This window comes from Ornithinimicrobium ciconiae (assembly GCF_007197575.1).
Classification (GTDB): domain Bacteria; phylum Actinomycetota; class Actinomycetes; order Actinomycetales; family Dermatophilaceae; genus Ornithinicoccus; species Ornithinicoccus ciconiae.
This window is the reverse complement of sequence record NZ_CP041616.1, coordinates 471,262-498,253: the sequence shown is the minus strand read 5'-3', so window position 1 is coordinate 498,253 and position 26,992 is coordinate 471,262. Positions and strand designations below refer to the sequence as shown.

19 protein-coding genes are annotated in these 26,992 nt (G+C 70.6%); 13 read left to right on the top strand and 6 right to left on the bottom strand.

What is annotated here, in order from left to right:
• Window positions 1-22 precede the first annotated feature (22 nt).
• Window positions 23-2,095 carry an acyltransferase family protein gene (locus tag FNH13_RS02210; protein ID WP_165699980.1) on the bottom strand — a complete coding sequence of 691 codons (2,073 nt, stop codon included), beginning with the start codon at window positions 2,093-2,095 and terminating at the stop codon, window positions 23-25.
• A gap of 187 nt (window positions 2,096-2,282) precedes the next feature.
• On the opposite strand from FNH13_RS02210, the gene FNH13_RS02205 reads away from it, so the two are divergent.
• The 10 genes from FNH13_RS02205 to cydD all read left to right on the top strand — a co-directional run bounded on the left by FNH13_RS02205 (window position 2,283) and on the right by cydD (window position 19,007).
• On the top strand, window positions 2,283-5,729 hold the full coding sequence (locus FNH13_RS02205) for an FtsX-like permease family protein (protein WP_143781949.1): 3,447 nt from the start codon (window positions 2,283-2,285) through the stop codon (window positions 5,727-5,729).
• On the top strand, window positions 5,726-8,542 hold the full coding sequence (locus tag FNH13_RS02200; protein WP_143781948.1) for an ABC transporter permease: 2,817 nt from the start codon (window positions 5,726-5,728) through the stop codon (window positions 8,540-8,542). The genes FNH13_RS02205 and FNH13_RS02200 overlap by 4 nt, the downstream gene beginning before the upstream one ends.
• An 82-nt stretch (window positions 8,543-8,624) precedes the next feature.
• Entirely contained in the window at window positions 8,625-9,671 is a 1,047-nt protein-coding gene (locus tag FNH13_RS02195) for an ABC transporter ATP-binding protein (RefSeq protein ID WP_143781947.1), read from the top strand.
• Window positions 9,668-10,372 carry an ABC transporter ATP-binding protein gene (locus FNH13_RS02190; protein ID WP_143781946.1) on the top strand — a complete coding sequence of 235 codons (705 nt, stop codon included), beginning with the start codon at window positions 9,668-9,670 and terminating at the stop codon, window positions 10,370-10,372. The genes FNH13_RS02195 and FNH13_RS02190 overlap by 4 nt, the downstream gene beginning before the upstream one ends.
• A gap of 68 nt (window positions 10,373-10,440) precedes the next feature.
• On the top strand, window positions 10,441-11,463 hold the full coding sequence (gene galE / locus FNH13_RS02185) for a UDP-glucose 4-epimerase GalE (RefSeq protein ID WP_143781945.1): 1,023 nt from the start codon (window positions 10,441-10,443) through the stop codon (window positions 11,461-11,463).
• A gap of 73 nt (window positions 11,464-11,536) precedes the next feature.
• Window positions 11,537-11,923: a BlaI/MecI/CopY family transcriptional regulator gene (locus FNH13_RS02180; protein ID WP_143781944.1), complete on the top strand. Its 387-nt coding sequence runs from the start codon at window positions 11,537-11,539 to the stop codon at window positions 11,921-11,923.
• 15 nt (window positions 11,924-11,938) lie between these two features.
• On the top strand, window positions 11,939-12,832 hold the full coding sequence (locus FNH13_RS02175; protein WP_143781943.1) for a M56 family metallopeptidase: 894 nt from the start codon (window positions 11,939-11,941) through the stop codon (window positions 12,830-12,832).
• Between the two features lie 201 nt (window positions 12,833-13,033).
• Window positions 13,034-14,476, top strand: coding sequence for a cytochrome ubiquinol oxidase subunit I (locus tag FNH13_RS02170; protein ID WP_143781942.1), 1,443 nt, complete (start codon window positions 13,034-13,036; stop codon window positions 14,474-14,476).
• A gap of 32 nt (window positions 14,477-14,508) precedes the next feature.
• Window positions 14,509-15,564, top strand: a complete 1,056-nt coding sequence (gene cydB / locus FNH13_RS02165) for a cytochrome d ubiquinol oxidase subunit II (RefSeq protein ID WP_143781941.1) — start codon at window positions 14,509-14,511, stop codon at window positions 15,562-15,564.
• Complete coding sequence (cydD, locus tag FNH13_RS02160) at window positions 15,561-19,007, top strand: thiol reductant ABC exporter subunit CydD (protein ID WP_143781940.1); 3,447 nt, start codon at window positions 15,561-15,563, stop codon at window positions 19,005-19,007. Before cydB ends, cydD begins: the two co-directional genes overlap by 4 nt.
• On the opposite strand, the gene FNH13_RS02155 is transcribed toward cydD, so the two are convergent.
• The 3 genes from FNH13_RS02155 to FNH13_RS02145 all read right to left on the bottom strand — a co-directional run bounded on the left by FNH13_RS02155 (window position 18,928) and on the right by FNH13_RS02145 (window position 21,704).
• The gene (locus FNH13_RS02155; RefSeq protein WP_165699979.1) at window positions 18,928-19,836 is read right to left on the bottom strand and encodes an aminoglycoside phosphotransferase family protein; all 909 of its coding nucleotides are present in this window, start codon (window positions 19,834-19,836) and stop codon (window positions 18,928-18,930) included. The genes cydD and FNH13_RS02155 overlap by 80 nt on opposite strands.
• A gap of 85 nt (window positions 19,837-19,921) precedes the next feature.
• Complete coding sequence (locus FNH13_RS02150) at window positions 19,922-21,163, bottom strand: hypothetical protein (protein ID WP_143781938.1); 1,242 nt, start codon at window positions 21,161-21,163, stop codon at window positions 19,922-19,924.
• 73 nt (window positions 21,164-21,236) lie between these two features.
• Window positions 21,237-21,704 (bottom strand): GyrI-like domain-containing protein, encoded by a 468-nt coding sequence (locus FNH13_RS02145; protein WP_143781937.1) that lies wholly within the window; start codon window positions 21,702-21,704, stop codon window positions 21,237-21,239.
• A 230-nt stretch (window positions 21,705-21,934) separates the two neighbouring features.
• On the opposite strand from FNH13_RS02145, the gene FNH13_RS02140 reads away from it, so the two are divergent.
• The 3 genes from FNH13_RS02140 to FNH13_RS02130 all read left to right on the top strand — a co-directional run bounded on the left by FNH13_RS02140 (window position 21,935) and on the right by FNH13_RS02130 (window position 25,129).
• Window positions 21,935-22,285 carry a hypothetical protein gene (locus FNH13_RS02140; protein WP_143781936.1) on the top strand — a complete coding sequence of 117 codons (351 nt, stop codon included), beginning with the start codon at window positions 21,935-21,937 and terminating at the stop codon, window positions 22,283-22,285.
• Between the two features lie 163 nt (window positions 22,286-22,448).
• Window positions 22,449-23,858 (top strand): adenylosuccinate lyase, encoded by a 1,410-nt coding sequence (gene purB, locus FNH13_RS02135; protein ID WP_143781935.1) that lies wholly within the window; start codon window positions 22,449-22,451, stop codon window positions 23,856-23,858.
• A gap of 179 nt (window positions 23,859-24,037) precedes the next feature.
• A complete protein-coding gene (locus FNH13_RS02130) occupies window positions 24,038-25,129 on the top strand; it encodes a tartrate dehydrogenase (protein WP_143781934.1) in 1,092 nt (363 codons plus the stop codon).
• A 49-nt stretch (window positions 25,130-25,178) separates the two neighbouring features.
• On the opposite strand, the gene FNH13_RS02125 is transcribed toward FNH13_RS02130, so the two are convergent.
• Entirely contained in the window at window positions 25,179-25,982 is an 804-nt protein-coding gene (locus FNH13_RS02125; protein ID WP_143781933.1) for an ABC transporter permease, read from the bottom strand.
• Complete coding sequence (locus FNH13_RS02120) at window positions 25,975-26,964, bottom strand: ABC transporter ATP-binding protein (protein WP_143781932.1); 990 nt, start codon at window positions 26,962-26,964, stop codon at window positions 25,975-25,977. Before FNH13_RS02120 ends, FNH13_RS02125 begins: the two co-directional genes overlap by 8 nt.
• Between the last annotated feature and the right edge of the window lie 28 nt (window positions 26,965-26,992).

Genomic DNA, 26,992 nt, shown 5'->3' with positions numbered 1-26,992 from the left:
GCCGACGGGACGCCGCCAGTCATCACCCGCGACCCGAGCGCGTGGGCACGTCGTCCACGCGGATCTCCTCCGGAGTCGCCTCGGTGTAGCCGAGCTCGGCGAGCTCGCGATAGAGGAACGGGGTCAGCGAGCGACCGTAGGTGTCGGTGATATGGCTGCCCTGCCGGTAGATCAGCTGACCACCGATGGCGACCGGGCACTCCGCACCCTCCGGGCAGATCCAGGGCCGCAGGTCGAGCAGCGGCAGGTCAGCCTCCTGGGACAACGCCGCCATCAGGGCCTCACCCTGCGGCTCCCTGGGAGGGAAGTCGCACGCCCGGAGGTCGTCGATATTCTCGGCTGCACACTCATAGATCTCCGCGCCGGGCGAGCTGTTGTCCATCAGCAGGAGCACCGGGATCCCAGCCTCGGTCAGGTCTGTTGCGGCCGACAGCATCCCGGCCAGCAGCTCGTCGTCCAGGCCGGCGCCGGAGTTCATCACCACCACGTGCGGCGCCACCTCCTGACTCACGAGGGTGTCGACCACGGTCTGGCCGAACTCGTTGCAGTCCTCCATGTGGTGACCCGAGACAGTGGCTCCGCAGGCGCTCTTGAGGTAGGTCGTCAGGTGCCACCCTTCGTCCTGCGCGATGGCCTCGAACCCGGAGAAGTACTGGCCCAGCTTGGAGTCACCCCACACCACCACCTCGGTGCCGGAGTCCGGGTCACCGTAGACACACTCGGGGGCGGGGTTCGGGTCCCCCTGCGCAACCTGGCAACCGTCCGCGTAGTAGTGCGGTATGTCGTCGCGCGCGAGCGCCGGGTCCGGCTCCAGCGGACCGGTCGCGTCGTAGACCGAGGTCGGGTCCTCGACCAGCTCCCAGGGGGTCGCGTCAGGGTCGGCCACCAGGGCCGCCGGTCCCGGCGTCGTCGTGGCCTCGTCCAGGGTGGGTCGGGTGAGCCAGGCGGCTCCGGCGAGACCGCATAGCAGGGCCATCGTCGTCCCGCCCATGACGAGTGACGCCCAGGGGCGGGCCGCCAGGGAGGGACGGAACCGGATCGGGTCCTCGATCAGGTGCTTGGTGGCCCACGCCAGCAGGATCGACAGCACTCCCAGCGTGACCAGCGCGGGCACCCCCAGGTCGCCCCAGTGGACCCCGGCCAGGACGACCAGAGGCCAGTGCCACAGGTAGATGGCGTAGGACAGGCCCCCGATCCACACCATCGGCGCGACGCTCAACAGGGCGCCGACCGCAGTCGGACGCTCGGGCATACCCCCGGCGATGACCAGGACCGACCCGACGACAGGCACCAGGGCGGCAGTGCCGGGCCAGGCGGTGGAGGCATCGAACACCGTGACGGTCACCACGATCATCACGACACCGGCAGCGACCGCGAGCTGGCACAGCCAGGCCGGTGCCTGCTGCAGCCGGGGCACCGCGAAGGCGAGCACCGCACCGGCAGCCAGCTCCCACAGGCGGGTCGTCGTGACGAAGTAGGCCAGGGCCGGCTCGGACGCGGTGTGCACCACCGACCACACCAACGAGGCAGCCCCGAGGACCGACAGGAGCACCAGCATGGTCGAGCGTGGCCGCCGACCCAGCCGGGCTGCCACCAGGACCGCCAGCAGGATCAGCAGCGGCCAGAGGACATAGAACTGCTCCTCCACCGACAACGACCAGTAGTGCTGCAGCGGTGAGACCCCAGCACCCTCGGCCAGATAGTCCACGGAACGTCCGGCGAGGACCCAGTTGACGACATACAGGGTGGATCCGAAGACGTCGCTCAGCAGGTCGGGCCGCTGGCTGACCGGGAGCACGAACCACCCGGCCACCAGGGTGAACAGGATCACCACGGACGCCGCGGGCAGCAGACGGCGCGCCCGCCGCGCGTAGAAGTTGACCAGGGAGACCGTCCCGCTGCGCTCAACCTCGCGCAGCAGGGCCGCGGTGATCAGGAAGCCGGAGATGACGAAGAAGACATCCACGCCGGCGAAACCGCCCGAGAGGCCGGGCACCCGCAGGTGGTAGAGCAGCACGACACCGACCGCGATCGCCCGGAGCCCCTCAATATCTGGGCGCAGGGTGCGGGCGTGCGAGGGAGAGGGTGAGGCCACAGGCGGAAGTCCTCGGGTCATGGTCGGGAACGCCGAAGATCCTCTCACGATCCGGGCCCCCGCTCGGTGTCCATCACGAAAGTGCAACGGTTGGGCAATGTCGTTGCGATGACTTAACGCACGTGCGAAAGTCACTATCTGGACCAGGGGTCGGTCGTCACCGTGAGGCGGCAGGGAAGGGACATCGATGGGCTTTGCTGCGCTGCTCGCCAAGAGGGCACGGGCGGGCCTTGGCCTGCTGCTGACCATCCTGGTCCTGGCTGCGGGCACCACAGCGATCATCGCCGGCACCTTGGGCTACTCCGAGGCGGCGGCCACCACCGCGGCCCGGCACGCCCTCGGTGATGCCGCGCCCACCGAGGCCGGGATCCGGGCGCAGACCCGGCTGGCTGAGGACCCGGGGGCCCAGGACAGCGCCGCCAGCCAGATCATCCGTCAGGCCTTCGCACCCACAGAGGTGCTGATCCAGCGCACCATCGCCTCCGAGCCGCGCACGGTCGCCGATCAGGACGGCCGGGTGATCGTCATGGCCGGTCCGGCGCTCACGGCCGAGGACGAGTTATTCACTGAGCGCATCGAGGTCGTCGAGGGCGCCTGGCCGCAGGGCGACAGCGAGCCGATCCAGGGGGCGTTGCACGCCGGCGCTGCCGAGCTGTGGGGGGTCGGGGTCGGTGACATCCTTGACGTGGGCGGCGCACCGGTCGAGCTCACCGCGCTCTGGCGCCCGATGGATCCCCAGGACGCCTTCTGGTTTGACGACCCGCTGATCGAGGCCGGCAGCTCCGACGGTCAGGTCGGCCCGCTGGTGGTCCCCGAGTCCGCCGCCGGCTCGTTCGGCTCGACGCCCTTCGTGCGGTTCACCGTCCAGCCCGACGCCGACCGGGTGCTGCCCGCCGACATGCCGCGTCTGGCGGCGGTGGCCGCCGACCTGGACCGGGACCTGCAGGTCCCTGAGGTCTCGGTGCGCGGCGTGACCGTGGAGGGCGACCTGGCCCCGACCGCCGCGACCGCCTCGCGCAACCTGGCCACGGCCCGCGCGCTCAACCTCGTGCCGGTCACCCTGCTGCTCCTGGTCAGCCTGATCGCCCTGGTCCAGATCGCTCGGCTGCAGGCGCAGGCCCGGGCCGGTGAGGTGGAGCTGCTCATCGCCCGCGGCGCGTCCCGCGGTCAGGTGTTGGGCTGGTCCGTGCTGGAGGCCCTTGCCGTCTCGGTCGTGGCGGCAGCCCTGGGCACCGCCGCGGGCCTGGGCGTGATGCAGCTGGTCCCGGCCGGCGACCTCCAGACCGGCCTGGTGGTGCGCACCGGGCTGCTGTCCGGGGTCGCGGTCCTGGCCTCCCTGGTGGTCGTGGCCGTGCTCCAGGTGCGGGCCCTCGCGGCACGCTCGGCCACAGACCGCTCCGGACGCACCCGGACCGTCGCCGCCCTCGGCACCCTGGTGCTGACCCTCGGCGCCGCAGCCATCTCCTGGTGGCAACTCAACCGTTATGGCTCCCCCCTGGTGACCTCGGAGGACGGCAGCCTGCGCACCGACCTCGTGGCCGGCGCCGCGCCCGCCCTGCTGCTGGCGGCCGCGGCCCTGCTGGCCACCACGGTCCTCGGCCCTGTCGCCCGCTTCGTGGAGGCACTCAGCCGCCGGTCCCGCGGCCTGCTGACCCACCTGGTGTCCGCCCAGGTCTCCCGGCGGATCGTCGTGTATGCCGTGCCGGTCGTGCTCACCGTCCTCGCGGTCGGTGCCACGACCGTCTCTGGCCTGTATGCCGGGACCTCCGCCAACCTGCGCGACGGCATCGCCTCCCTGGGGCGCGGCGCCGATGTCCGCGCCGTCGTGGCCCCCGGCCCGGTCTCGCGCACAACGCTGGCGACCGTGCCGACCCTGGCGGACATCGAAGGGGTCGGGGCCAGTGCCCCGGTGTGGCTGTCCAACGGCCGGGTCGGCAGCACCGTCGTGTCCTACACCGCGCTGCCGGTCGACCAGCTCGGTGAGGCGGTCAGCGTGCCCGAAGGCATCCTCGACGTGCCGGAGGTCAGCGCGGCGGTGAGCGGCACGACCCGCCCCGAGACGGCCCTGCTGCTGCCGGAGAGCGCGACCGCGCTCAACCTGTCCCTGGACCTGTCCGTCATCCCGGATGAGGAGGAGCTGCAGGAGCAGTTGGACAGCGTCGTCACCTGGATCACCGAGCTCTACGCCGCGGACTACGAGGCAGAGTTCGGTCAGCCTCCCTCTGCGGAGGAGCTGGAGGCCGAGCAGCGTCAACAGGTGCAGCACGTCATAGGGACGTTCGGGCAGGACGAGCAGCTGACCATCTCCCTCTGGTTCTGGGACGAGGCCAGTGGCAGTCTGCTGCGCGTCGAAGCACCACCGGTCGACTTCGACTTCGGCGTCTCGGTCGACGACCCGGCCGGACGTCCCCAGGTCGCGGTGTCACGTGTGCCGATGGCGGCCACCGTGCAGGTGCCGGTCGATCCCGGCCCGGGACGCAGCCTGGTCGGCATCGACCTCGGGTTCCCCCAGACGGGCTATTTCTATGACGTCGAGGCCAGCATCAGCACTCTCACCACGACCGGTGAGGAGGGGACCGGCACCAACCTGCTCGCCGACCCGACCGCGCTGGCCAGCTGGCAGACCCCGATCCCGACCGAGTGGCCCGAGCCGGAGGGCGACCTGGTCGACCAGGTCGCCATCCCCACCACGGGCACCCTGGCGGGTGGCGAGGACGGGTTGGTCCTGACCGCTGTCACGGGGCGCGAGGACCTCAACACGTTGAACAACGACACCGTCGCCGTGGTGCCGCTGCGCGATCCGGGTCTGGCCGGATCCGGAGCCACCGGCCCAGCCGAGGGTCAGGACACGGGCGACGGCACCTCGGACGAGGCCCTCCCGGTCGCGATCACGCAGTCTCTGGCCGAGACCGGCAACTTCCAGGTCGGCATGGGCATCACAGTGCAGGGTTTTAACCGCAACATCCCGGCGCGGGTCGCGGCGATCATCACTGCTGTCCCCGGCACCACGGCCCCGCACAGTGTGCTCGTCGACACCTCGGCCCTGAGCACCCACCTGGTCGTGAGCGGGGACACGCTGGGCGCTCCGACCCAGTTGTGGGCCTCCAGCGCTGACCCTGAGGCGACCGCAGCCGCGGCTCAGGGGCTGCCCGGGATCGCGGCCGCCACCGGGGTGGGTGCGGTGTCGATCACCGACGCGGCCAGCGCCGTGCGCCTGGTCTTCTGGGTCGCCTCTGCCGGTGCGGTGCTGCTCGCGGTGACCGGCATCGGCGCCGTCGCCGCCAACCTGCTGCGGGTGCGCCGTCCCGAGGTCTCGGTCCTGCGTGCCCTGGGCATGACACCCGGTGGCCAGGCCCGCGCCAGGGCGGCTGAGCTCGCGGCCGTCGTCCTGGCCTCGCTCGGGCTGGGTCTGCTGAGCGGCTGGCTCGTCGGGCGCCTGGTCGTGCCCGAGCTGTCCCGCAGCACCACCTTGGCGGGTCAGGCCCAGTTGCCGGCTCCGTTGGTGCTCGAGGCCCCCTTCTGGGCTGGTCTCCTGCTCGGGCTGTGCCTGGCCCTCGCCCTCCTGCTCGTCGTGCTCTACCTGACGGTGCGCGACCAGGCGCTGGACCGTGAATACCGCGAGGAGATCCGATGAGCCGGCACGGCGCCGTCCGGGTGCCGGGGCGCGCCCGGGTGGTCCTGCGTCAGGTCTTCGCCGACCCCTGGCCAACCCTGCTTCTGGCGGTGCTGGTCGCCCTGATCGCCTTCGCGGCGACGCTGTGGCCCCGTTTCATCCTGGACATGAACAGTCGGCAGGTGCCCTATCAGGTGGGTGCTCTCTCTGCGCAGCAACGCGACCTGATGGCCAACTGGAGTGCCACCATCGTCCCCGAGGCGGGGCGCGAGTACACCTCCGCTCAGGACACCTGGGGCGACCTGCTCGACGGGATGGAGGAGACCCGCCAGGCACAGCCCGAGCCGTTGCGCTCCATGATGGGGCCCGGCGACCTGTTCATCGAGCTGGGCAAGAACGACACCCTCCAGCAGCCCCCCGAGGGCACAGAGTTCGCCCGGGTCGCGATCCAGCAGCGCATCGACCCGTTGCTGGAGGAGCACGTCGACCTGGTCTCCGGTGACTGGCCGCAGATGGTGCTCAACCCCAGCCCACAACTGCCCGCTGAGAGCATCCCCGAGGGCACTGTTGACGGCCCTGTGCAGGTGGTGATCCTGGATGATGCCGCCGACCGGCTCAACCTGGCCCCTGGTGACACCTTCGCGGACTTCCTGATCACCGGCACCTATGTGCCCAAGAACCCCGAGGATCCTCGCTGGGCCCACATGCCCAACTCGACCCGAGTGGGCGAGATCTTCTCCGGTGACCTCGGTCTGGTGGGTTTCATCACGGCATACCTGCCGCCTGAGAACCCCGGGTCGACGGGACCGATCACCAACAACGCGATGAAGCTGTTCTATCCGGTCCAGGGTGAGGGCGTCTCGGGTGACCAGATCGATCAGGTCACCAGCCAACTGATCCGGCTGACTGCCACGCAGCAGGACCTGCGGATGCCGGAGACCGCCGAGGAGCTCGACACCACCTTCAACTCCCCGGGCGTCAATCTGTCCACCCCACCCATCCAGACCACCTTCAGCACTGAGTCACTGAGCACCTTCGAGGCGCTGTCTCAGCAGCAGCGCGCCACGGCCTCGATCCTGGCTGTGGTGGCTGCCGGGCCGATCGGCGTCGCTCTCGCCGTCCTCGCCCTCGCGGGCAGTCTCATCGTGTCGCGCCGGCAGCAGACCCTGGCCCTGGCCACCGCCCGCGGCGGCTCTCCGGCTCAGGTCCGGGGAGCGATGGCACTGGAGGGGCTGGCCGCTGGCATCCCGGCTGCGGTCGCTGGGCACTATGCCGCCAACCTCATCGACCTGCCGGCCAGCGGATGGACCGAGTGGCTCCCGGTCGGCCTCATGGCCCTCGCCCCTGCCGTGGTGCTGGCGACGACCGCGAGCACTGCCAGCCGGTCCAGCCGCAGCGACCTGAGTAGTCGCGGCGCGAGCCGGTTGCGGATGCTCGCCGAGGTGGTCGTGCTCGCCCTCGCGGGGCTGGCGATCTGGCGGCTGTTCGACCGGGGCCTCACCGGTGTCTCGGAGGCAACCGAGGGCACCGGTCCGGACGCCGTGACCGTGGTCAGCGTCGACACTGGAGTCGATCTGCTGATGGTCGCCACCCCGGTGCTGCTCGCGCTGGCGGCCTGCGTGATCACGCTGCGTCTCTACCCGCTGCCCGTGCACGCCCTGATGCGTCTGTTCCGCCGCGGACGGGGCCTGACCAACTTCCTCGGGGCGGCCCGTGCGGTGCGCGATCCCGCCGGTGGGGTCATCCCGGCCCTGGCTGTGATCCTGGGGGTCTCGGTGGCGGTCCTGTCCTCGGTCCTGGCCGCGACGATCAACACCGGGGCTGAGTCCGCCGTGTGGCGCACCGCCGGTGCCGACGTCCGGATGTCCGGTCCGACCTGGTCGGCGGAGGACGTCGAGACGGTCCGGGGGGTGGACGGTGTCGCCGAGGTCGCTGCGATCCGGCCCGCGACGCACAACGCGGATCTGCGCGGTGAGCTCACGGCTGACGGGCTGACGATCTATATCGTCGACAGCACCCTGCCAGAGGTCTGGGCGGACACCCCCCTCACGCCGCTGCCCGAAGCGCTCTTTGCCTCCGCCGGCAGCGCGACTCCCGTCGTGGCCGGAGGAGAGCTGGTGGCCGACTCCGGCGGCGGCTCCCTGGAGGGCCACGGCGAGGTCGAGGTGATCGGGCACGTCGACGAGCTGCCCGGCGTGCGGACCCGGGGGGAGTTCCTGATTGTGGACCGGACCCAGTGGGAAGCGGCCGGAGGTTCGACACCAGACGGGGCGGTCGTGCTTGTCAAGGCAGCCGACCCCGGCCAGACCGAGACGCTGACCGCTGATCTCAACCTTGCCGTCCCCAACGCGCTGGCCGAGACTCCGCGCGCCCAGCTCGCCACCTTCCGCGAGGCCCCGGTCACCGGGTCCATGTCAGGACTCCTGGTTGCCGCGGTCGTGGCCACCACCGCCCTGACCGTCCTGGCGGTGCTCTGTGTGCAGCTGATGGGCGCCGCCGGGCGCACCACCTTGTTTGCGGTGCTGCGCACCCTGGGGCTGAGCCAGCGGCAGGCCCGCGGTCTCACCGCCTGGGAGCTCGGCCCGCTGGTCGCGATGGCCTTTGCCGTCGGGGCGGCCCTTGGTGTGCTGGTCCCCTGGCTGCTGCTCAAGGCGATCGACCTCACCGGCCTCACCGGTGGGGACACACAACCTTCGCTGGCCATCGACTGGGCGGTGCTGGGGCCGGTGGCCCTGGGCATCCTGCTCGTCGTCGGGCTGGCCATCGCGGTGTCCGCCACGCTGTCCGGCCGGGCCGACCTGGTCAGCACGCTGCGCGGGGGCGAGGAGAGATGACCGAGACGATGGCCGACGGCACACTGACCAGCACCAGCACCAGCACCAGAGCGGTGACGACCACCGCGGTGAAGGAGTCACCATGACGACAACGGACACCCCGCTCGCCGGAGTCACCAGCCGGGACCACGGTGGACCGGACATCCTGTGTGAGGACCTGGTCCGCATCTATTCCACCGAGGGGGTGGAGATCCAGGCGCTGCAGGGTCTGAACCTGCGGGTCGAACCCGGCGATGTCGTCGCGCTCGTCGGCGCCTCTGGCTCGGGCAAGTCGACGCTGCTCAACATCCTGTCCGGTCTGGACAAGCCGACCGGCGGACGCGCGACGGTGGCCGGGGTCAACCTCGGGTCGATGTCGCGCACGCAACGGGTGCGCTATCAGCGGCACACCGTGGGCTTCGTCTGGCAGCAGACCTCACGCAACCTGATGCCCTTCCTGACCGCCGCAGAGAATGTCGCCCTGCCGCTGCTGATCAGCAACGCGCGGGAGCGGCGGGAGCGGGTGGGCGAGCTGCTGGAGCTGCTCGGGGTCGCCGACGTGCGGGACCGCCGCCCGGCGGAGATGTCCGGTGGCCAGCAGCAGCGGGTGGCGATCGCCACGGCCGTGGCCAACAACCCGGCCGTCCTGCTGGCCGACGAGCCGACCGGTGAGCTGGATGACGCGATGTCCGAGATCGTCCTGGACGCGATGCGCGAGGCCTCCGAGCAGCTCGGCGTCACAGTCCTGATCGTCACGCACGACCCGACGATCGCCGATCACGTGCGCCGCACCGTGCAGATCCGGGACGGCCGCACCTCCACCGAGGTGCTGCGCCACACCGAGGTCGACGAGCACGGCGTGGAGCACCTGGTCGCAGAGGAGTACACGGTCATCGACCGGGCCGGGCGCATGCAGCTGCCCAGTGGCTATGTCACCGAGCTCGGACTGCGGGACCGGGTCCGGCTCGAGCTGGAGCCCGACCACGTCGGGGTGTGGCCGGATGCCGAACGCAACCGCCCCGTCGATCCCGAGCACCACGAGGCCGGCAGCGAAACCACCGGCACGGGGACGCGTGACCCGGGCGATCGGCATACTGCCGAGGATGCGGACCCCAACGCCGTGTTCCGGCCCGCCAAGGAGGATTCATGAGTGACTATCTGATCCGGGCGGAGCAGCTCTCCCGCACGTTCGGCAAGGGCGCCGCCGAGGTGCACGCGCTGGTCGACGTCACCGTCGAGGTGCACCCCGGGCAGCTCACCGTCGTGCGCGGCCCCTCCGGCTCCGGCAAGACGACCCTGCTCAACATCCTGGGTGGGCTGGACCGGCCGACCTCCGGGCGCGTGCTGCTCGGTGACGGCCGGGTGCTCTCGGAGATGAAGGAGAACGACGTGCTCGCGGTGCGTCGCGAGATGGTCGGGCACATCTTCCAGAGCTTCGGGCTCGTGCCGGTGCTCTCGGCCGCCGAGAACGTCGAGGTCGCGCTGCGGCTAAAGAAGACCCCCGTCGCGGAGCGTGCCGACCGGGTGGCCGCGGCGCTCGACAAGGTCTCGCTGGGCAAGCACGGGACGCAGCGACCCTATGAGCTCTCCGGCGGTCAGCAGCAGCGCGTCGGCATCGCCCGGGCCCTGGTCAGCGACCCGCAGATCCTGATCGCCGACGAGCCGACGGGCCAGCTGGACTCCGACACGGCAGCCACGATCATGGACCTGCTCTCCGAGCTGACTCACGAGCGGGGCATCGCCGCCGTCGTCTCCACGCACGACCCGATCCTGATGGCTCGCGCCGACCGGCTCATCGAGCTGCACGACGGGCACGTGGCCGACGGCGCCCTGGCCAGCGCCGACGCCTGAGCCCGGACCGGCAGCGCGGGTCCTCCCACGCCGGCGTCTGATGGGCGCCCTCCCGTAAGGTCGGTGCCATGAGGCAGAAGGTTCTGGTCACCGGCGGTGCCGGGTTCATCGGCTCCCACACCGTCGTCGAGCTCGCCGCGGCCCACCAGGTCGAGATCCTCGACAACTTCAGCAACGCGGTGCCCTCGGCCATCGACCGGCTGCGGGAGCTCACGGGGGCAGACCTGCCGGTGCACGAGGTTGACCTGCGCGACCACGAGGCCGTGCGCGCCGTGCTGCGCGAGGGCGCCTTCGACGCCGTGATCCACTTCGCCGGCAAGAAGGCGGTCGGTGAGAGCGTCGAGCAGCCGCTGGACTACTACGACAACAACGTCGGCGGCACCATCTCCCTCGTGCGCGCGATGCAGGAGTATGCCGTGCGCCAGCTCGTCTTCTCCTCCTCCGCCACGGTCTATGGGGCCGACGCTCCGGTGCCGATGACCGAGGACCTGCCGACGTCGGCGACCAACCCCTACGGCTGGACCAAGGTGATGATCGAGCAGATCCTGCGCGACGTCGCCGTGGCCGATCCGACCTGGCGGATTGCGCTGCTGCGCTATTTCAACCCCGTCGGAGCACATGTCTCGGGACGCATCGGGGAGGACCCGTCCGGCATACCGAACAACCTGATGCCGTTCATCGCCCAGGTCGCGGTCGGTCGCCGCGAGCGGCTGCAGGTCTTCGGTGACGACTACGACACGGTGGACGGCACGGGCGTGCGGGACTACATCCACGTGGTCGACCTGGCCCTGGGGCACCTGGCCGCCCTGGAGCGGATCGGGCAGACCGACCAGCCGCTGTCGGCGTGGAACCTTGGCAGCGGATCAGGGACGAGCGTGCTGGAGCTGGTCACCGCCTTCGAGCGGGCCAGCGGCCAGCAGATCCCCTACGACGTGGTGGCCCGGCGTGCGGGTGACATCGCCGCCTCGTATGCCGATCCCTCCCGCGCAGAGGCCGAGCTCGGCTGGCGTGCGGAGCGGACGGTTGAGGACATGTGCGCCGACACCTGGCGCTGGCAGCAGGACAACCCGCAGGGCTACCCGTCGCCCTGACCCCGGGACGGGCGGAAGTGAGATCTCCTACACGACGTAGGACTACGGCCCGCGGAGGCGTATCATGGGGTCTATGTGGCCGTTCGGAGCGAGTCTTGGTGACCTGGAGCGCGCCGTCATGGATGTTCTCTGGGACAGTGACGGCGATATGAGCGTGCGCGAGGTGCACGAGCGCCTCGCGCTGAATCGCGACCTCGCCTACACCACGGTCATGACCGTGCTCGACCGTTTGGCCAAGAAGAAGGTCGTCACCCGCGTCCGCGACGGACGAGCCTGGCAGTACAGCCCGACCGCGTCGCGTGAGGAGATGACGGCCGCCACCATGCGCAACACCCTGGAGTCGCTCGACACCAGTGACCGCAAGGCGGCGATGCTGCACTTCATCGGGGGCGCCAGCGAGCAGGAGATCTCCGATCTCCAGGCCCTGCTGGGCGCAGCCCCGCCCACGTCGAACGGATAGGCACGGGCAGCGCCGGTGTCATCCGCACTGCCCGTCCTCGCCCTCGCGGCGACCGCGATCCTGCTGACCGTGGGGATGCCGCGGCTGCTGCCCCGTCTGCACTGGCTGCGCCGCACTCCCGGTGCCGCGCTGGCGCTGTGGCAGGTCGCCGGCGCCGCCGGGGTGCTGGCCGCCCTGATGACCGCGCCGGCAGCCGCGATCGCGCTGAACAGCGAGGGCGGGACCGTGCCGACCTTCTTCACTGAGTCGACACGGGTCTCCCTGGCGGTGGTCGTCGCCACGGTGATGACCGGGGGCATGTCCGTGATGCTGCTCCGGTCGGCCCACCTGATCGGTCGTGGCCTGCGGACCGACAGGCGCGCCCAGCGCAACCTCGTGGACGTGGTCGCCAGCCGCTCTGACGGGCGGGTGCGAGTCGTCGACCACCCGGGCCGATCGGCATACTGTCTGCCCGGTCTGCGCTCGCGGGTGGTGCTGACCCAGGGCACCGTCGAGGCACTCACCGAGGAGCAGCTGCGCGCGGTGCTGGCCCACGAGCGCGCCCACACCACCGCCCGGCACGACCTGATGCTCGAGTTCTTCACAGTGCTGCACTGGACCGTGCCCCGACGGCTGCGCAGTGACGACGCGCTGGCCGAGGTGCGGCTGCTCATCGAGCTGCTGGCCGACCGTCGGGCGGCACGCCGCGTCGGGGTCACCCCCCTGGGCGTGGCGCTGGCGGTGATGGCCGGCTCAACCCATCCACCGGCGGCGCTCGGCAGCTCGGGCGCTCCGAGCGAGCTCATCGTGCGGCTGCGAGCACTCCCTGGGCACGAGCGCACACACCCCTCGGCCGTGCCGGTGCTGCTGACGACAGCCGTGATCGCGGCGGCTCCGTGGGCCTCTCTCACCTGGGCGTTCTGGGCCTGAGCCCGACGCCACGCGCCCGGTCACCCGGGAGAGCGCAACGCCGCGCGCTCGTCGGAGGTCGGCAAGTGAGGCCGAGATCACGCCCCTCGGGCTTGGCACCCATCTACTACGCGGCGTAGTGTCACTACGTAATGTAGTAGTCACTATGTCCGTGGCGCACCGGGATGCGCCCGGCACGTCACCTCTGTGTGGGGAGCGCCCATGGAAGCACTTGAGCTTGCTCGCTGGCAGTTCGGCATCACGACCGTCTACCACTACTTCTTCGTGCCGATCACGATCGGCCTGTCGCTGCTGGTGGCGATCCTGCAGACCGCCTGGATGCGCACCCGCAACCCGGAGTGGCTGCGGCTGACCAAGTTCTTCGGCAAGCTCTTCACGATCAACTTCGCGCTCGGCCTGGTCACCGGAATCGTGCAGGAGTTCCAGTTCGGGATGAACTGGTCGGACTACTCCCGCTTCGTCGGTGACATCTTCGGGGCGCCGCTGGCCATCGAGGCGCTGCTGGCCTTCTTCCTCGAGTCGACCTTCCTGGGACTGTGGATCTTCGGGTGGGGCCGCATCCCCGAGAAGCTGCACCTCGCCTGCATGTGGCTGATCCACCTCGGCACGGTGCTCTCGGCCTACTTCATCCTCGCGGCCAACTCGTTCATGCAGCACCCGGTGGGCTACTACAACAACCCCGAGACCGGCCGCGCCGAGCTGGTCGACTTCTGGGCCGTGATGACCAACCCGGTCCAGCTGGTGACCTTCCCCCACGTGATGACCGCCGCCTTGATGACCGGCGGTGGCTTCATGCTGGCGATCGCCCTGTGGCACGTCTGGCGTCAGCGCACCCCCGACAGCGAGCAGCCGATGTATCGCAAGGCCGCCACGATCGGCGCGATCGCCGTGCTCGTCGGAGGCCTGGGCACCGCCATCTCCGGCGACCTGCAGGGCAAGGTGATGACCGAGGTCCAGCCGATGAAGATGGCCGCCGCGGAAGGGCTCTACGACACCGTCCCCGAGGGAGTCGGCGCGCCCTTCTCGATCATCACCGTCGGCACCCTCGACGGCACCGAGGAGGTCTGGGCGCTCACCGTGCCTAAGTTGTTGTCCTACCTGTCGACCGGCACCCTGGACGGCGGCGTCGAGGGCATCAACGACCTCCAGGCGGACTACCAGGTCACCTATGCCGGCAACGAACTCACCGAGATGGAGGACTACCGCCCCATCATCCCGGTGACCTACTGGACCTTCCGGCTGATGATGGGCTTCGGTTTCGCGGCGATGGGCATCGCGGCGCTCGCCCTGCTCTGGCTGTGGAAGGGCAAGGAGATGCGCCACCGGTTCTGGTACTGGTCAGCCATCGCCGTCATGTTCCTGCCCCTGCTGGCCAACTCCTGGGGCTGGATCTTCACCGAGATGGGGCGTCAGCCGTGGGTGGTGTTCGGGCTGATGGGCACGCACACCGGTGTCTCCCCGGGCACCACGACAGCCGAGGTGGCCACCACGATGATCGGCTTCACCCTGCTCTACGGGGTGCTGGCCGTGATCGAGGTGGGTCTGATCCTGAGATACACCCGCGCCGGAGCGCCCGAGTATGACGGCGAGTCCCTCGACCCCCGCGACCGGGCCGACGACGAACCGTTCGTCTTCTCCTACTGAGCCCCTCGGCATACTGACAAGGAAGTGAAGCAATGGAACTGACCACCATCTGGTTCATCCTCATCGCCGTGCTGTGGATCGGCTACTTCGTCCTGGAGGGATTCGATTTCGGCGTCGGAGCACTCTTTCCCGTGCTCGGGCGGAGCACGCAGGAGCAGGACGGTGAGACCCGCAAGCGGGTCATGCTCTCCACCATCGGCCCGGTCTGGGACGGCAACGAGGTGTGGCTGCTGACGGCCGGCGGGGCCATGTTCGCAGCCTTCCCGCACTGGTACGCCACCCTGTTCTCCGGGTTCTACCTGCCGCTGTTCATCATCCTCGTCGCCCTGATCGTGCGAGCGCTCGGCTTCGACTACCGCGGCAAGGTCGACAGCGACGTCTGGCGCCAGCGCTGGGACTGGTGCATCTTCCTGGGGTCGGTGATCCCGGCGGTGCTGTGGGGCGTGGCCTTCACCAACATCGTGCGCGGCGTGCCGATCGACGCCGACATGGAGTACACCGGTGGCTTCTTCACCCTGCTCAACCCGCTCGCCCTGCTCGGCGGCCTGGTCTTCCTCGGCGTCTTCGTCACGCACGGCGCGATGTTCCTGGCGCTGAAGACCGACGGCCCGATCCGCCACGACGCCCGCGCCCTGGCCGTCCGGGTGGGTGTGGTCGCGGCTGTCCTGGCCGTCGTCTGGCTGGCGATCATCCACACGGACACGGGCACGGCGCTGTCCTGGGTGGTGGCCGGTCTGGCTGCGGTGGCGCTGCTGGCCGCCCTGGCCAAGGCCCGGCAGGGCTCGGAGGGCTGGGCCTTCACCGGCACCTTCGTGGCGATCGCCCTGGCTGTCGCATCGCTGTTCATCGCGCTCTTCCCCGACGTGATGCCGAGCTCGACCGACCCGGCGTTCAGTCTCACCACGACCAACGCGTCCTCGACCGACTACACGCTGATGATCATGACCTGGGTCGCGGTCCTCTTCGTCCCGATCGTGCTGCTCTACACCTCCTTCACCTACTGGACCTTCCGCAAGCGGATCAGCGGCCACCACATCCCGGCCGTGGACACACCAGAGGACGAGACGGTGGTGACCCCCCAGTCATGAAGCCGTTCGACCCGGAGCTGTTGCGCCAGGTTCCCGCCGCCCGTGCTCCTGTGGCCGCTCTGTCGGTCGCGGGGGTCCTGGCCGGCACCCTGGCCGTCGCCCAGGCGGTCTGCCTCGCCTGGTTGGCCAGCACTGTGGTCACCGGCGGGGAACTCACCGCCCCGCTGGCCTGGACGGTTGCCCTGCTGGTGCTCCGCGGTCTGGTCGCCGGGGCGCAGGAGTCGGTCGCCGGCTGGGCCGGTCAGCGCGTGGCCTCCGGGATGCGCTCCCAACTGCTGCGTCGCTGGTCCGGGCTGCCGGAGGAGTCCCGTCCGCAGCCCGATGACGCGGTCCGTCGCGCCACCGACGGGGTCGCTGCGATCGAGCCGTATGTCGCGCGCTACCTTCCCGCCCTCGTCGCCGCCGCGGTGGTGCCGGCACTGAGCCTGCTGACGCTGTTGGTGGTGGACGTCTGGGCCGCCCTGATCGTGCTGCTCACCCTGCCCCTGATGCCGATCTTCGCCATCCTGATCGGCAGCCACACCCGGGAGGAGACGCGGACTCGCTGGGACGCGATGACCGACCTGGCCGGGCACTTCCTCGACGTGGTGCGGGGCCTGCCGACCCTGGTCGCCTACGGCCGGGCTGAGCGCCAGGTGGCCGTGGTCGCCGAGGTCGGCCGTCGGCACCGGGTCGCCACCGTCCGCACGCTGAGGACCGCCTTCCTGAGCACCGTGGCCCTGGAGCTGTTGGCCACCATCTCGGTGGCGCTGGTCGCGGTGTGCGTCGGACTGCGACTGGCCTTCGGTGCGATGGACCTGCAGGTGGCGATGACGGCGATCCTGCTCGCCCCTGAGGCCTACTGGCCGATCCGCCGGGTCGGTGCGGAGTTCCACAACGCCGCCGACGGCGCCGAGGCGCTGGAACAACTCGGGCAGGACCTCACCCCCACCACCCCACCGAGCACACCGAGTGGCGTGAGGGTCGCCGTCGACACCCTCGCCTACCGCCACCCGGGCCGCGCAGACACGCTGCGCGACCTCACGCTGACGACACCCCCGGGCCCGGGCCTGACCGCGCTGACCGGCCCCTCTGGCGCGGGCAAAACCACCCTCCTCGAGCTGATCGCCGGGCTGCGCCTGCCGTCCGCAGGATCCGTGAGCGCGCCGTCCGCCCACCTGGCCACCCAGCGGCCGCTGCTGCTCCCGGGATCGGTCCGAGAGAACCTGGCGCTGGCTTGCCCCGACGCCAGCGACGCCGAGATGCGCCTGGCACTGCAGCGGGTCGGGCTGTGGGAGGCGCTGGTCGTCCGGGAGGGCCTGGACACGGTGCTGGGTGACGACGGCTTCGGCCTGTCCGCCGGACAACGTGGCCGCCTCGGCCTCGCCCGCGCCCTCGTCTCCACCGCCCCGCTGGTGCTGCTGGACGAGCCCACCGCACACCTCGCGGCCGACGCGCTGCCCGAGATCCACGCACTGGTCACCGAGCTGGCCCGGCACCGTCGGGTGATCGTGGCAACCCACGACCTGGACCTGGCGGATCACGCCGACCAGCGCTGGCGCATCCCGCTGGCTGCGCGCCTCGACCGCGGCAGGCAGGTGCCATCCCCGACCGCGGCACGGCCCCTCTCCACCGAGACACCTGTCTCGGCCCCACAGACTGGTGGCGGCGTTGCTCTCGATGCCGGCGACGCCGTCACCACCTCACCACCGACCCTGCTGCACCGCTGGATCCCCTCACCACAGCGGCGCCTCACGCTCGCAACCGCGGTCGGTGGCCTGGCCACCACCTCCGGCGTCGCCCTGACGGCGACGTCCGGCTGGCTCATCGTGCAGGCCTCCTATCAACCGGTCGTCCTGACCCTGCTGGTCGCGATCGTCGGCGTGCGCGCCTTCGGTCTGGCCCGACCCGTGCTGCGGTATGCCGAGCGCATCGTCTCCCACGACGTCGCCCTGGAGACACTGGCCGCGGAGCGCACCCGCGCCTTCCGGCGGCTCATTCCGTTGACGCCCGCCCGCCTCGGACGGCGCAGCCGCGGTGAGGTCCTCACGGCGGTGGTGCGAGACCTGGACGACGTCACCGACGAGAAGGTGCGAGTGACGGTGCCGCTGTGGGGAGCCGTGCTCGCCAGTGCCGTGGCCGCGCTGGTCGTGGGCGCCTTCCTGGCGCCGGCCGGCCTGGTGGTGCTGGCCGCCTCCGTCGTCGTGCTGCTTCTCGGCCGGGCCGGTCAGGCACTGGAACAGTCGGCTCACCAGGACCTGGTCACGGCCCGCGGCGCCGTGCGCTCCCTGGCGACCCTGGTCACTGCCCAGCTCACCCAGGTGCAGGCGGTGACCGGAGTCGGGCATGCTGACCGCCTCGTCGACCGGATCGACACGGCCCACCACGGCGAGGACTCGGCGGCCCGCAGTCTGAGCCGGGCCAGGGGCGTGGTTGTGGCCCTCACCTGGGGGGTCATCGCTGCCGCCGTCGGCACCGTCGGATGGCTCGCTGGCCAGGCCTTTGTCGCCGGGACACTCTCCGGACCGGTCGCGGCCCTGGTGGTGCTGACCCCCATGGCGATCGCGGAGGCATGGGCCACCGTGCCCGAGATCTTCGGTGCGCGGGCCCGGGCCCAGGCAGCCCGAGGGCGTCTGGCCACCCTGTTCGCCCAGCAGCCCGCTGTCGCGCAGGAACGCGACGCCCGCCCGCCGGCCGCTGACCGCACCGCCGCAGTTGGGGTGCCCGTCGTGACGGATGCCGCAGTTGGGGTGGCCGTCGTGACGGATGCCGCACCGGTGGTGTCGACCGATGCGGTCCAGGCCGCGTGGGACGCGGCCGCCGTCGAGCCAGACCTGGCCCCCGTGAGCCTGCGTCTGCAGCCCGGCGAGCGGCTGGTGCTGACCGGTCCCAACGGCGTGGGCAAGTCGACCCTGCTCGCGGTGCTGGCCCGTCACCTCGACCCGACCGTCGGCACCTACAGCCACGGCGCCACCGAGGTCCGAGACCTCCCGCTGTCGCAGGTGCGCCGGCGCATCGCGGTCGCCGACGACGAGCCGCACGCCTTCCAGGGGACGGTCCGTGCCAACCTGGTCCTGGCGTGTCCGGACGCCCGCGATGAGGACCTCGTCGCGGCCCTGCGGGCTGTCGACCTCGGTCACTGGTTCGACCAGCTCCCCGACGGACTGGAGACGCGCCTCCTGGGGCTCAGCGGTGGCGAGCGCACCCGGCTGAGCCTCGCGCGCGGCATACTCTCCCGGCGTCCGGTCCTGCTCCTCGACGAGCCGACCGCCCACCTGGACGAGGTGAGCGCCTCACGCGTCCTGGAGTGTCTTGGCCACGGACTGCAGAGCGTCGTCATGGTGTCCCATGACATGCGCCCGGCCAGCTGGCGCGAACTGCCGCTCACGGCTGCTGCGCAAACTCCAGCAACGTCCGTGTCCAGTCATCGGGACCTGACCAGCTCAGCCGCGAGATCCCGGTGACCACGGCATTGACCCGGCTCCAGCGCAGCAGCCGCTCGGGGTCGACCCGGACCAGGGACGCCAGGTCATAGGCGCGCTGGGCCATCTCCTCCGCGGTGCCGGTGGTCACCACGAAGTCGACCATGTCGAAGCAGCGGTCCCCGACGCACAGCTTGGGGTCGACGGCCACCAGAGTCCGTCCGTCAGGCCGGCTCTCGGCGCGCAGCACGTTGCCCAGGTGCAGGTCGCCGTGGATCACCACCTGCTCCCGGTCGGTCTCGAGCAGACTCAGGCACTCGTCCACCGCCCGGCCCCAGACCTCCCGCGAGATGTGCTCGTTGACCTGCGGCAGGGTCTGCCGTGCACCGATCCTGCGGAACATGTCCTCGCAGCGCTGCCGCAGCACCTCGGCCACGCCGTCGGCCGTGGTGCCGTGCAGATCGCTGAGCAGCTCAGCCCACTCCTGCGGTGTCGGCGGGGTGGCGCGCGAGTCGTCCAGGGTGGTGCCGGGCACGACCCGCTCCATGAGCATCGCCCCGCCGGACGGGTCCTCGGCCAGGACGGTGGGCACCCGACCCGTCGGCACGAGGTGGCGCAGCATCCGGACCTGCCGGGTGAGGAACCCGGCGTCGGGGCTGATCTTGAGCACCCCTGGCCCCGAGCGGTGGGTGACAGCGAGAACCACCGACGTAGCCCCTGAGGGCAGCAGCCCCTCGACCTCCAGGCTCCAGCGCTGACTCAGGCCGCGCAGCAGCACCGGCAGTCCGCGCGCGAACGCGGACGCCCGCTCGGCACCGAAACGTTCCTCCAGGGCTGCGCCCGCGGCGACCAGGTCTGGTTCCGTCAGCACCCGACGACAGTAGCCCGGGCGGGGAGGCCGCTCCACCGGTTTCCCCGGGTGTGCCCCTGGCACCACCGGGGCTGTGGCCACGCGCTCAGGGGCGCCCGACGACGAAGGACTCTCCGACCCGCGGGTCGGTCACCACCGCACGGCAGCCGGGCAACGGCGTGGGCGACCCAAGAGAGGTCACCTCGAGCGTGCCGCAGGTCTCGCCGGTGACCGGGTCGATCACCACGTGGCGCACGCTGTCACCGGCGAACGGGTTCCAGGGCTGGCGGTAGGACGTCGCCACGATCGTCTCGGCGCCGTGGGAAATCAGCAGGTCAGCCTCCACCCGGTGGTCCATCGTCCCCTCATCGTTGGTCCCGAACAGCCAGGACGTCTCGTCCAGGCCGATCAGCCCCGCCGCGCTCGCTTCGACGTTGAGCAGCCCCTGCGGCACCGTGGCCACGGTGCCGTCCTCAACCGTCACGAGGATCTCCTGCTCCCCGTCGGCGATCAGCACATTCTCGCCGAGCAGCGCCATCCCGGGATCCTCGAAACCCTCGCAGATCCTGGGGAACTCACGGACGTCCGCGTCCGGACCGGCCCGGCGGATGGTCAGGTTGCATGCTCCGTCGGTGGTGTCGAGCTGGGCGATGACGCCCTCCCCCGCGACGGCGAAACCCGGACCGAGCCGGCTGCCCTCACCGGTCGCCGGGTCGTGGAGCAGGACCTCCTGCTCGGCGCCGGCCGCGACGTTCGGCCTGGGCTGGCTCACCAGTTGGTCGGGCAGCTGGAGCGGCAGTCCGGACTCGACCTCCTCGGCATACCACTCCAGGGTCGTCCAGCGGCTACTTCCCTCGCGCTGGCTCCAGCGCTGGCTCCCGTCGGGCTCGACCGCTCGGTAGACGCAAGCCTCGCCGCGCTTGCAGTCACGCAGCACCGTCGTCCCGTCACCGAAGACCGCGAGAGGACGCGCCGTTCGACCGACGAACTCGGGCCGGCTCCAGAGCTCCGTGCCGTCGTGTCCGTAGGCGATCACACCGCCCTGGTGGGTGGTGATCAGTGCTACTTCCCCACGCCCGGCGTACCACTGCTTCCACAGCCAGCCCAGGTCGGTGACGTCGGCATGCACCTGGCCGGACTCCAGGTCCAACAGGGAGATCGTGCCGTCCCAGTCGGCCAGGACGACGGTGGTCCCCACCTGCGCGACATCCTCGGGGTCGATGCCGCGGAGCTCGTGCAGCACGTTGTCCGCGGCGCTCGGTCGGCCGATGAGGTAGCCCACGCCAAGCACGACGGCGGCAAGCAGCGCGACCGCCCCCAGCACCCGGATCCATCGTGTGAGTCCCATGGTGCAGGGACGCTAGCCGAGCACGGCTGGTTCCCCCGGGCTCTCGCACCTCAGCACGCTGGCAGCGCTCCGGTCACCCGGTGAGCAGCAGGTAGAGCTCGGTGCGGAGTGTGGCGGGATCCGTCTCGGGCGACGGCTCGGTGACATAAACCTCCCACATCCGCCCGTCCGCAGTGCGCCCCTGCTCACCCACCCACTGCATCAGAGCCCCCCAGGAGTCACCGAGGGACTCAAAACCACCAGCGTGCACGGCGTGGGCCACCTCGCCGCCGGGTAGCTCACTGGCCAGCACGTCGCCGTCATCGGCGATCGGCGCGGCGGTGGGGAAGCCCGCCTCGAGCTCGAAGCGCTCGGTGGGGATACTCAGGTAGTAGCCGAGCGCGGCACCGGCAGGCGCCACACCCTGACGCCCGAGCGCCTGAACCACGGCGCTGTAGGCCGAGTCGTAGAAGGCGGCGATCTCGTCCGCCCCGACCGAGCCACGCACGACGGCGGTGGCCTGTGCGGCGTGGGTGATGATCTCGGGGTCCTGCAGAGTCATGGTCGTCCTTCCATCGGGGCTGACAGGTGGGCTGACCCGCGGGCGCGGTGTAACTCATCGTCCTGCGACGACCCGGACCAGGCAAGCGGCAGGCGTTGCACCCCGGTGCCAGCCAGCCACCGCGCCGGACAGGTCGTGCGGGCCAACGCGCCGGACAGGTCGTGCGGGCCAACGCGCCGGGACGGGCCAGCACCGCTAGCGTGGAGAGAACGACGACCTGGAGGTGTGTCATGGACGACTGGCTGATGTGGCTGCTACTCGCGATCCTGGTGCTGCTGGTGCTGGGTGCCGTCTGGGCCTTCCTGAACAGCAAGAACAAGTCCCGGCACCGCGAGGAGGCCGGGCACATCCGCGAGCGGGCCACGGGTGGCGAGCGCTACGCCGAGGACCGCGAGGCCACGGCCCGTCAGGCGCAGCAGGAGGCCGACGAGGCCAAGGAGCAGGCGCGACGTGTGCAGGAGGAGGCCGACCGGCGAGAGGCCCAGGCACGGGCCGCCACCCAGGAGGCTCGTGACCACCGTGACCGGGTCACCGATCAGTACCTCGAGGCCGACGAGATCGACCCAGACGTCAAGAAGTAGCCGTACCGCGGTTCCGGCGCACACCTATCGACTGCTCGCGCCGCAGCGATGCGACCAGAAGAGCGCTATGTGAACGCCTGGACGTCGCATGGCGCCCCTTTGGTCGCATCGCTCGGGGGCAACGGCGGGCGCCACCGCTCGGGAGCGATGCGAGAATCGACCCATGCCCTCCCTCGCGGACCTCACTCCCCCGATCGCTCTCGGCTCCCTCGACGGCCGCTACCGCCGGGCGGTCGCGCCCCTGGTCGACCATCTCTCCGAGCCGGCGCTGAACCGCACCCGGCTGCACGTCGAGATCGAGTGGCTCATCCACCTCACCACCGGTGAGGTCGTCCCCGGGGCGGGCACCCTCAGCCAGGACGAGGCGAGGAGCCTGCGCGGGCTGGTAGAGGAGTTCGACACTGCCGCCATCGACGAGCTCGCCGCGATCGAGGCCGAGACGGTCCACGACGTCAAGGCAATCGAGTACTTCCTGAAGCGCCGCCTCACCGACCGACTCGACAACCGCGGCGACCTGGCCGAGTTGGTCCACTTCGCCTGCACCTCCGAGGACATCAACAACCTGTCGTACGCGCTCATGGTCCAGGGCGCGGTCCAGCGGGTCTGGCTCCCGCGCGCGACCCAGCTGGTCGAGCAGGTGAGCGGCATGGCTCGCGAGCTGGCCGACATACCGCTGCTGGCGCACACCCACGGCCAGCCAGCCACCCCCACCACGATGGGCAAGGAGCTCGCCGTCCTCGCGTGGCGACTGTCCCGGCAGCTCGCCCGCGTGGCCGGGGCGGAGTACCTCGGCAAGCTCAACGGCGCGACCGGCACCTATGGCGCCCACCTGGCCGCGGTGCCCGACGCCGACTGGCAGCAGATCAGTCACGACTTCGTCACCGGGCTCGGCCTGACCTGGAACCCGCTGACCACGCAGATCGAGAGCCACGACTGGCAGGCCGAAGTCTATGCCGACATCGCACGGTTCAACCGGGTGCTGCACAACCTGTGCACGGACGTGTGGTCCTACATCTCGATGGGCTACTTCGCGCAGGTCCGGGGGCAGGGCACGGTCGGCTCCTCGACAATGCCGCACAAGGTGAACCCGATCCGGTTCGAGAACGCCGAGGCCAACCTGGAGGTGTCCAACGCCCTGCTCGACGTGCTCGCCTCGACGCTGGTGACCTCGCGGTTGCAGCGGGACCTGACCGACTCCTCGATGCAGCGCAACATCGGCACCGCGCTGGGTCACTCGCTGCTCGCGCTGGACAACGTCTCCCGCGGGTTGGCCGGACTGGACGCCGCCCCCGAGCGGATGGCCGCCGACCTCGACGCCAACTGGGAGGTGCTCGCGGAGCCGATCCAGTCAGCGATGCGCGCGCTGGCAGCCGCCGGCCACCCCGGGATGGACAACCCCTACGAGCGGCTCAAGGAGCTGACCCGCGGCCGGCGGATCGGCCAGGCCGAGCTCGTGGAGTTCGTCCGCGGGCTGGGTCTGCCGAGCGAGGTGGAGGAGCGCCTGGCGGCGATGACCCCCGTCTCGTATGTCGGGATTGCGCCGGACCTGGTCGCGCACCTGCGCGCGGAGTAGCGTCGCGTCCATGGCCAGACTGGCCGACATACCGGTCGAGGAGCTGCGCGGGGTGAGGATCGAGTCGTGGCTCGCGCGGGCCCCCACACGGGTCGCGAGGGCCTAGCTGGACTCCCTGCCCGACAGACGTCCCTGAGCCTCATGGCAGGCTGGCCCCAGCCACGACTCGAGGAGGAGCTATGCCCGCCAGCACCCACCGCATCGCCGTGATCGCCGGGGACGGGATCGGAACCGAGGTGATGCCCGAGGGCCTCAAGGTGCTCCGCCGGGTCGCCGACACCTTCGACGTGGGCCTGGAGTTCGAGGAGTTCGACTGGTCCTCTGCCGACTACTACCAGCGCACCGGGGCGATGCTCCCGGAGGACTGGAAGGCGCAGCTGGTCGGCTTCGACGCGATCTACTTCGGTGCTGTCGGCTGGCCGGACGTCGTGCCCGACCACGTGTCCCTGTGGGGCAGCCTGCTGCAGTTCCGCCGGGAGTTCGACCAGTACGTCAACCTGCGGCCGGTGCGTCTCATGCCGGGCGTGCGCTCACCGCTGGCCGACAAGAAGCCGGGCGACATCGACATGATGATCGTCCGGGAGAACACCGAGGGCGAGTACTCCAGCGTCGGTGGGCACATGTTCCCCGGGACCGAGCGCGAGGTCGTCATCCAGGAGACGGTGATGACCCGCATCGGGGTGGACCGGGTCCTGCGCTATGCCTTCGAGCTGGCCCAGACCCGCCCACGCAAGAAGCTCACCTCGGCGACCAAGAGCAATGGCATCGCGATCACCATGCCGTTCTGGGACGAGCGGGTGAAGGCGGTCCACGAGGACTACCCGGAGATCGAGGTCGACAGCTATCACATCGACATCCTGACCGCCCGGTTCGTGCTCAGCCCCGAGCGCTTCGACGTCGTGGTGGCCAGCAACCTCTTCGGCGACATCCTCTCCGACCTCGGACCGGCGTGCACCGGCACCATCGGGATCGCCCCGAGCGCCAACATCAACCCGACCCGCGAGCACCCCAGCCTCTTCGAGCCGGTCCACGGCTCCGCGCCGGACATCGCCGGGCAGGGCATCGCCAACCCGATCGGGCAGATCTGGTGCGGGGCGATGATGCTGGCTCACCTGGGCGAGGCGGCTGCCGCAGAGGCCACTGAGCGAGCCATCGAGGGGGGCCTGACCCAGGGCAGCGCCGACGGCACCGCGACCCCGGACCTGGGTGGCACCGGCACCACGCAGTCCTTTGGCGACCTGATCGCCGACCTGGTCTCCACACCGGTCTGAAGCACGCGGTTCAGCCCGCGCAGGGCGGGACCTCGTCGCCCGGTTCCACTCACCCGCGACGCACCAAGGCGCGCAGCGAGATCGCGAGGCCGCCCACGCACCAGATCGCCAGCACCAGCAGGTCCCGCCCACTCGCGGCAAAGGCATCCGACGCGAGCCCGGCCCGCACCAGATCAGCGCCCGGCCGAGCAGGCAGCACGTCATGCACCGCCTGGAACCACTGGGGCAGTTGCTCGAGCGGAAAGGTGATCGGGGAGAACAGCAGCACGAAGAAGACCAGCACCTGGGTGACCAACTGGGCCAGCAGCGGCGGCAACGTCACCGCGATCGCATAACCCACTGCTGCGGCGGTCAGCGTCACCAGCACGGTCCCGCTGAGCAGCACGGGCCAGTCAAGGGAGAGGCTGATGTCATAACGCCACAGTGCGACGAGCACGGCGACGGCGACGCTCGGCAGCGCGACGATGACCCACACGGTCAGGTCGGCGGCCAGCAGCAACGGCCGCCACACCGGCATCGAGCGCATGTAGTGGAAGGTCCCGTCCGTCCTGGCACGGGCCACTCCCTGCGGCACCATCACGAGCCCCAGTGTCAGCAGCAGCACGGTCGGCGCACCGGTGGACAGGAACAGCGCCGTGGCAGCGTCCATGTCGGGGATGAGGAAGCCGAACCCGACGATGATCCCAGCCGCGAGCAGCGCCTGCACCACGATAATGAGCGGGAGCATCGCCCCGATCTGGGAGAGGGTCCAGCGCACGAGGGTGACGTATGTCGTGAGCGCACCGGCCGCGCTCGGCGCCGGGAGGGTCGTGGGCCGGCTCCGCACGGTGCCGGTCAGGGTCTCGTCAGACATGCGACGCCTCCTGGATGTGCTCGCTACCCGTGTCTCTGGGCTGCGTGGTGAGCGCCAGATAGGTGTCCTCAAGGGTCACCGGCCCGAGCGCGAAGCCGTCGATGTGCTCCTGGTCGCGCAGGGTCGTTGCCCAGGTCACGGCCGTGGCGGCCTGGGCCGTGGGCACGGTGAGCAGCACCCGGCGACCGGCACGGACACGGCGCCGGACCGTGACCGGCACTGTCTGAGGCTGGGCCGTCGGGTCCTGCCCGTCCGGCTGCAGCTGGAGGTCCAGCCGCAGGTCGTTGTCCTGAGTGCCGCGCAGCCGTGCGGGAGATCCGGCGGCCACCACCCGTCCGTGGTGCAGCACCACCAGGTCGTCCACGATCCGCTCTGCCTCGGCAACGTTGTGGGTGACGACCAACACGCCCGACCCCTCATCGCCGCGGCGACGCACCGCGTCCCACAGCAACCGCCGTCGGGCGGCGTCGATGTCGTTGGTCGGCTCATCCAGCACCAGCAGGGGCATCGGTGCGGCGACCGCCATCGCAAAGGAGGTGAGCCGTCGGATCCCACCGGAGAGACCACCGCCCTCCGGCAGGGCCCGCCGGTCCAGCCACGGGCCCAGGTCCAGCTCATCAGCCAGGCGGGTGGCGGCCGCACGGGAGTCCCGTGCGGTCAGTCCGCGGATCCGACTCGCCAGCTCGATCGCCTGCCGCGGGGTCAGGCCGTCGATAGGCGCCTGCGCCTGCGGCTGGAGCGCGACGTGCCGCCGCGCGGCCGCCGGATCCGCCACTGCGTCGGTCTCGCCGATCTGGATCGTGCCGGCATGGGGCCGCAGCAGCCCGACCAGTTGGGACACCAGGGTGGTCTTGCCCGCGCCGTTGTGTCCGAGCAGGCCGACGACGTCACCGGGACGCACGTGCAGCGAGACGTCGTCGTTGGCCAGGACGGAGCCGAAGCGGCGGGTCAGGCCGGCCACGTGCAGGATTGCGTCTGTCATCACTCCGCCATTCAAATACCGCGAGTAT

Excerpts from the sequence above, each read along its gene's own strand:
- cydB (WP_143781941.1), top strand. The coding sequence starts at position 14,509 with ATGGAACTGACCACCATCTGGTTCATCCTCATCGCCGTGCTGTGGATC.
- FNH13_RS02195 (WP_143781947.1), top strand. The coding sequence starts at position 8,625 with ATGACGACAACGGACACCCCGCTCGCCGGAGTCACCAGCCGGGACCAC.
- FNH13_RS02120 (WP_143781932.1), bottom strand. The coding sequence starts at position 26,964 with ATGACAGACGCAATCCTGCACGTGGCCGGCCTGACCCGCCGCTTCGGC.
- FNH13_RS02150 (WP_143781938.1), bottom strand. The coding sequence starts at position 21,163 with ATGGGACTCACACGATGGATCCGGGTGCTGGGGGCGGTCGCGCTGCTT.
- FNH13_RS02145 (WP_143781937.1), bottom strand. The coding sequence starts at position 21,704 with ATGACTCTGCAGGACCCCGAGATCATCACCCACGCCGCACAGGCCACC.
- FNH13_RS02205 (WP_143781949.1), top strand. The coding sequence starts at position 2,283 with ATGGGCTTTGCTGCGCTGCTCGCCAAGAGGGCACGGGCGGGCCTTGGC.
- FNH13_RS02180 (WP_143781944.1), top strand. The coding sequence starts at position 11,537 with ATGTGGCCGTTCGGAGCGAGTCTTGGTGACCTGGAGCGCGCCGTCATG.
- galE (WP_143781945.1), top strand. The coding sequence starts at position 10,441 with ATGAGGCAGAAGGTTCTGGTCACCGGCGGTGCCGGGTTCATCGGCTCC.
- purB (WP_143781935.1), top strand. The coding sequence starts at position 22,449 with ATGCCCTCCCTCGCGGACCTCACTCCCCCGATCGCTCTCGGCTCCCTC.
- cydD (WP_143781940.1), top strand. The coding sequence starts at position 15,561 with ATGAAGCCGTTCGACCCGGAGCTGTTGCGCCAGGTTCCCGCCGCCCGT.
- FNH13_RS02130 (WP_143781934.1), top strand. The coding sequence starts at position 24,038 with ATGCCCGCCAGCACCCACCGCATCGCCGTGATCGCCGGGGACGGGATC.
- FNH13_RS02125 (WP_143781933.1), bottom strand. The coding sequence starts at position 25,982 with ATGTCTGACGAGACCCTGACCGGCACCGTGCGGAGCCGGCCCACGACC.
- FNH13_RS02170 (WP_143781942.1), top strand. The coding sequence starts at position 13,034 with ATGGAAGCACTTGAGCTTGCTCGCTGGCAGTTCGGCATCACGACCGTC.
- FNH13_RS02140 (WP_143781936.1), top strand. The coding sequence starts at position 21,935 with ATGGACGACTGGCTGATGTGGCTGCTACTCGCGATCCTGGTGCTGCTG.
- FNH13_RS02200 (WP_143781948.1), top strand. The coding sequence starts at position 5,726 with ATGAGCCGGCACGGCGCCGTCCGGGTGCCGGGGCGCGCCCGGGTGGTC.
- FNH13_RS02190 (WP_143781946.1), top strand. The coding sequence starts at position 9,668 with ATGAGTGACTATCTGATCCGGGCGGAGCAGCTCTCCCGCACGTTCGGC.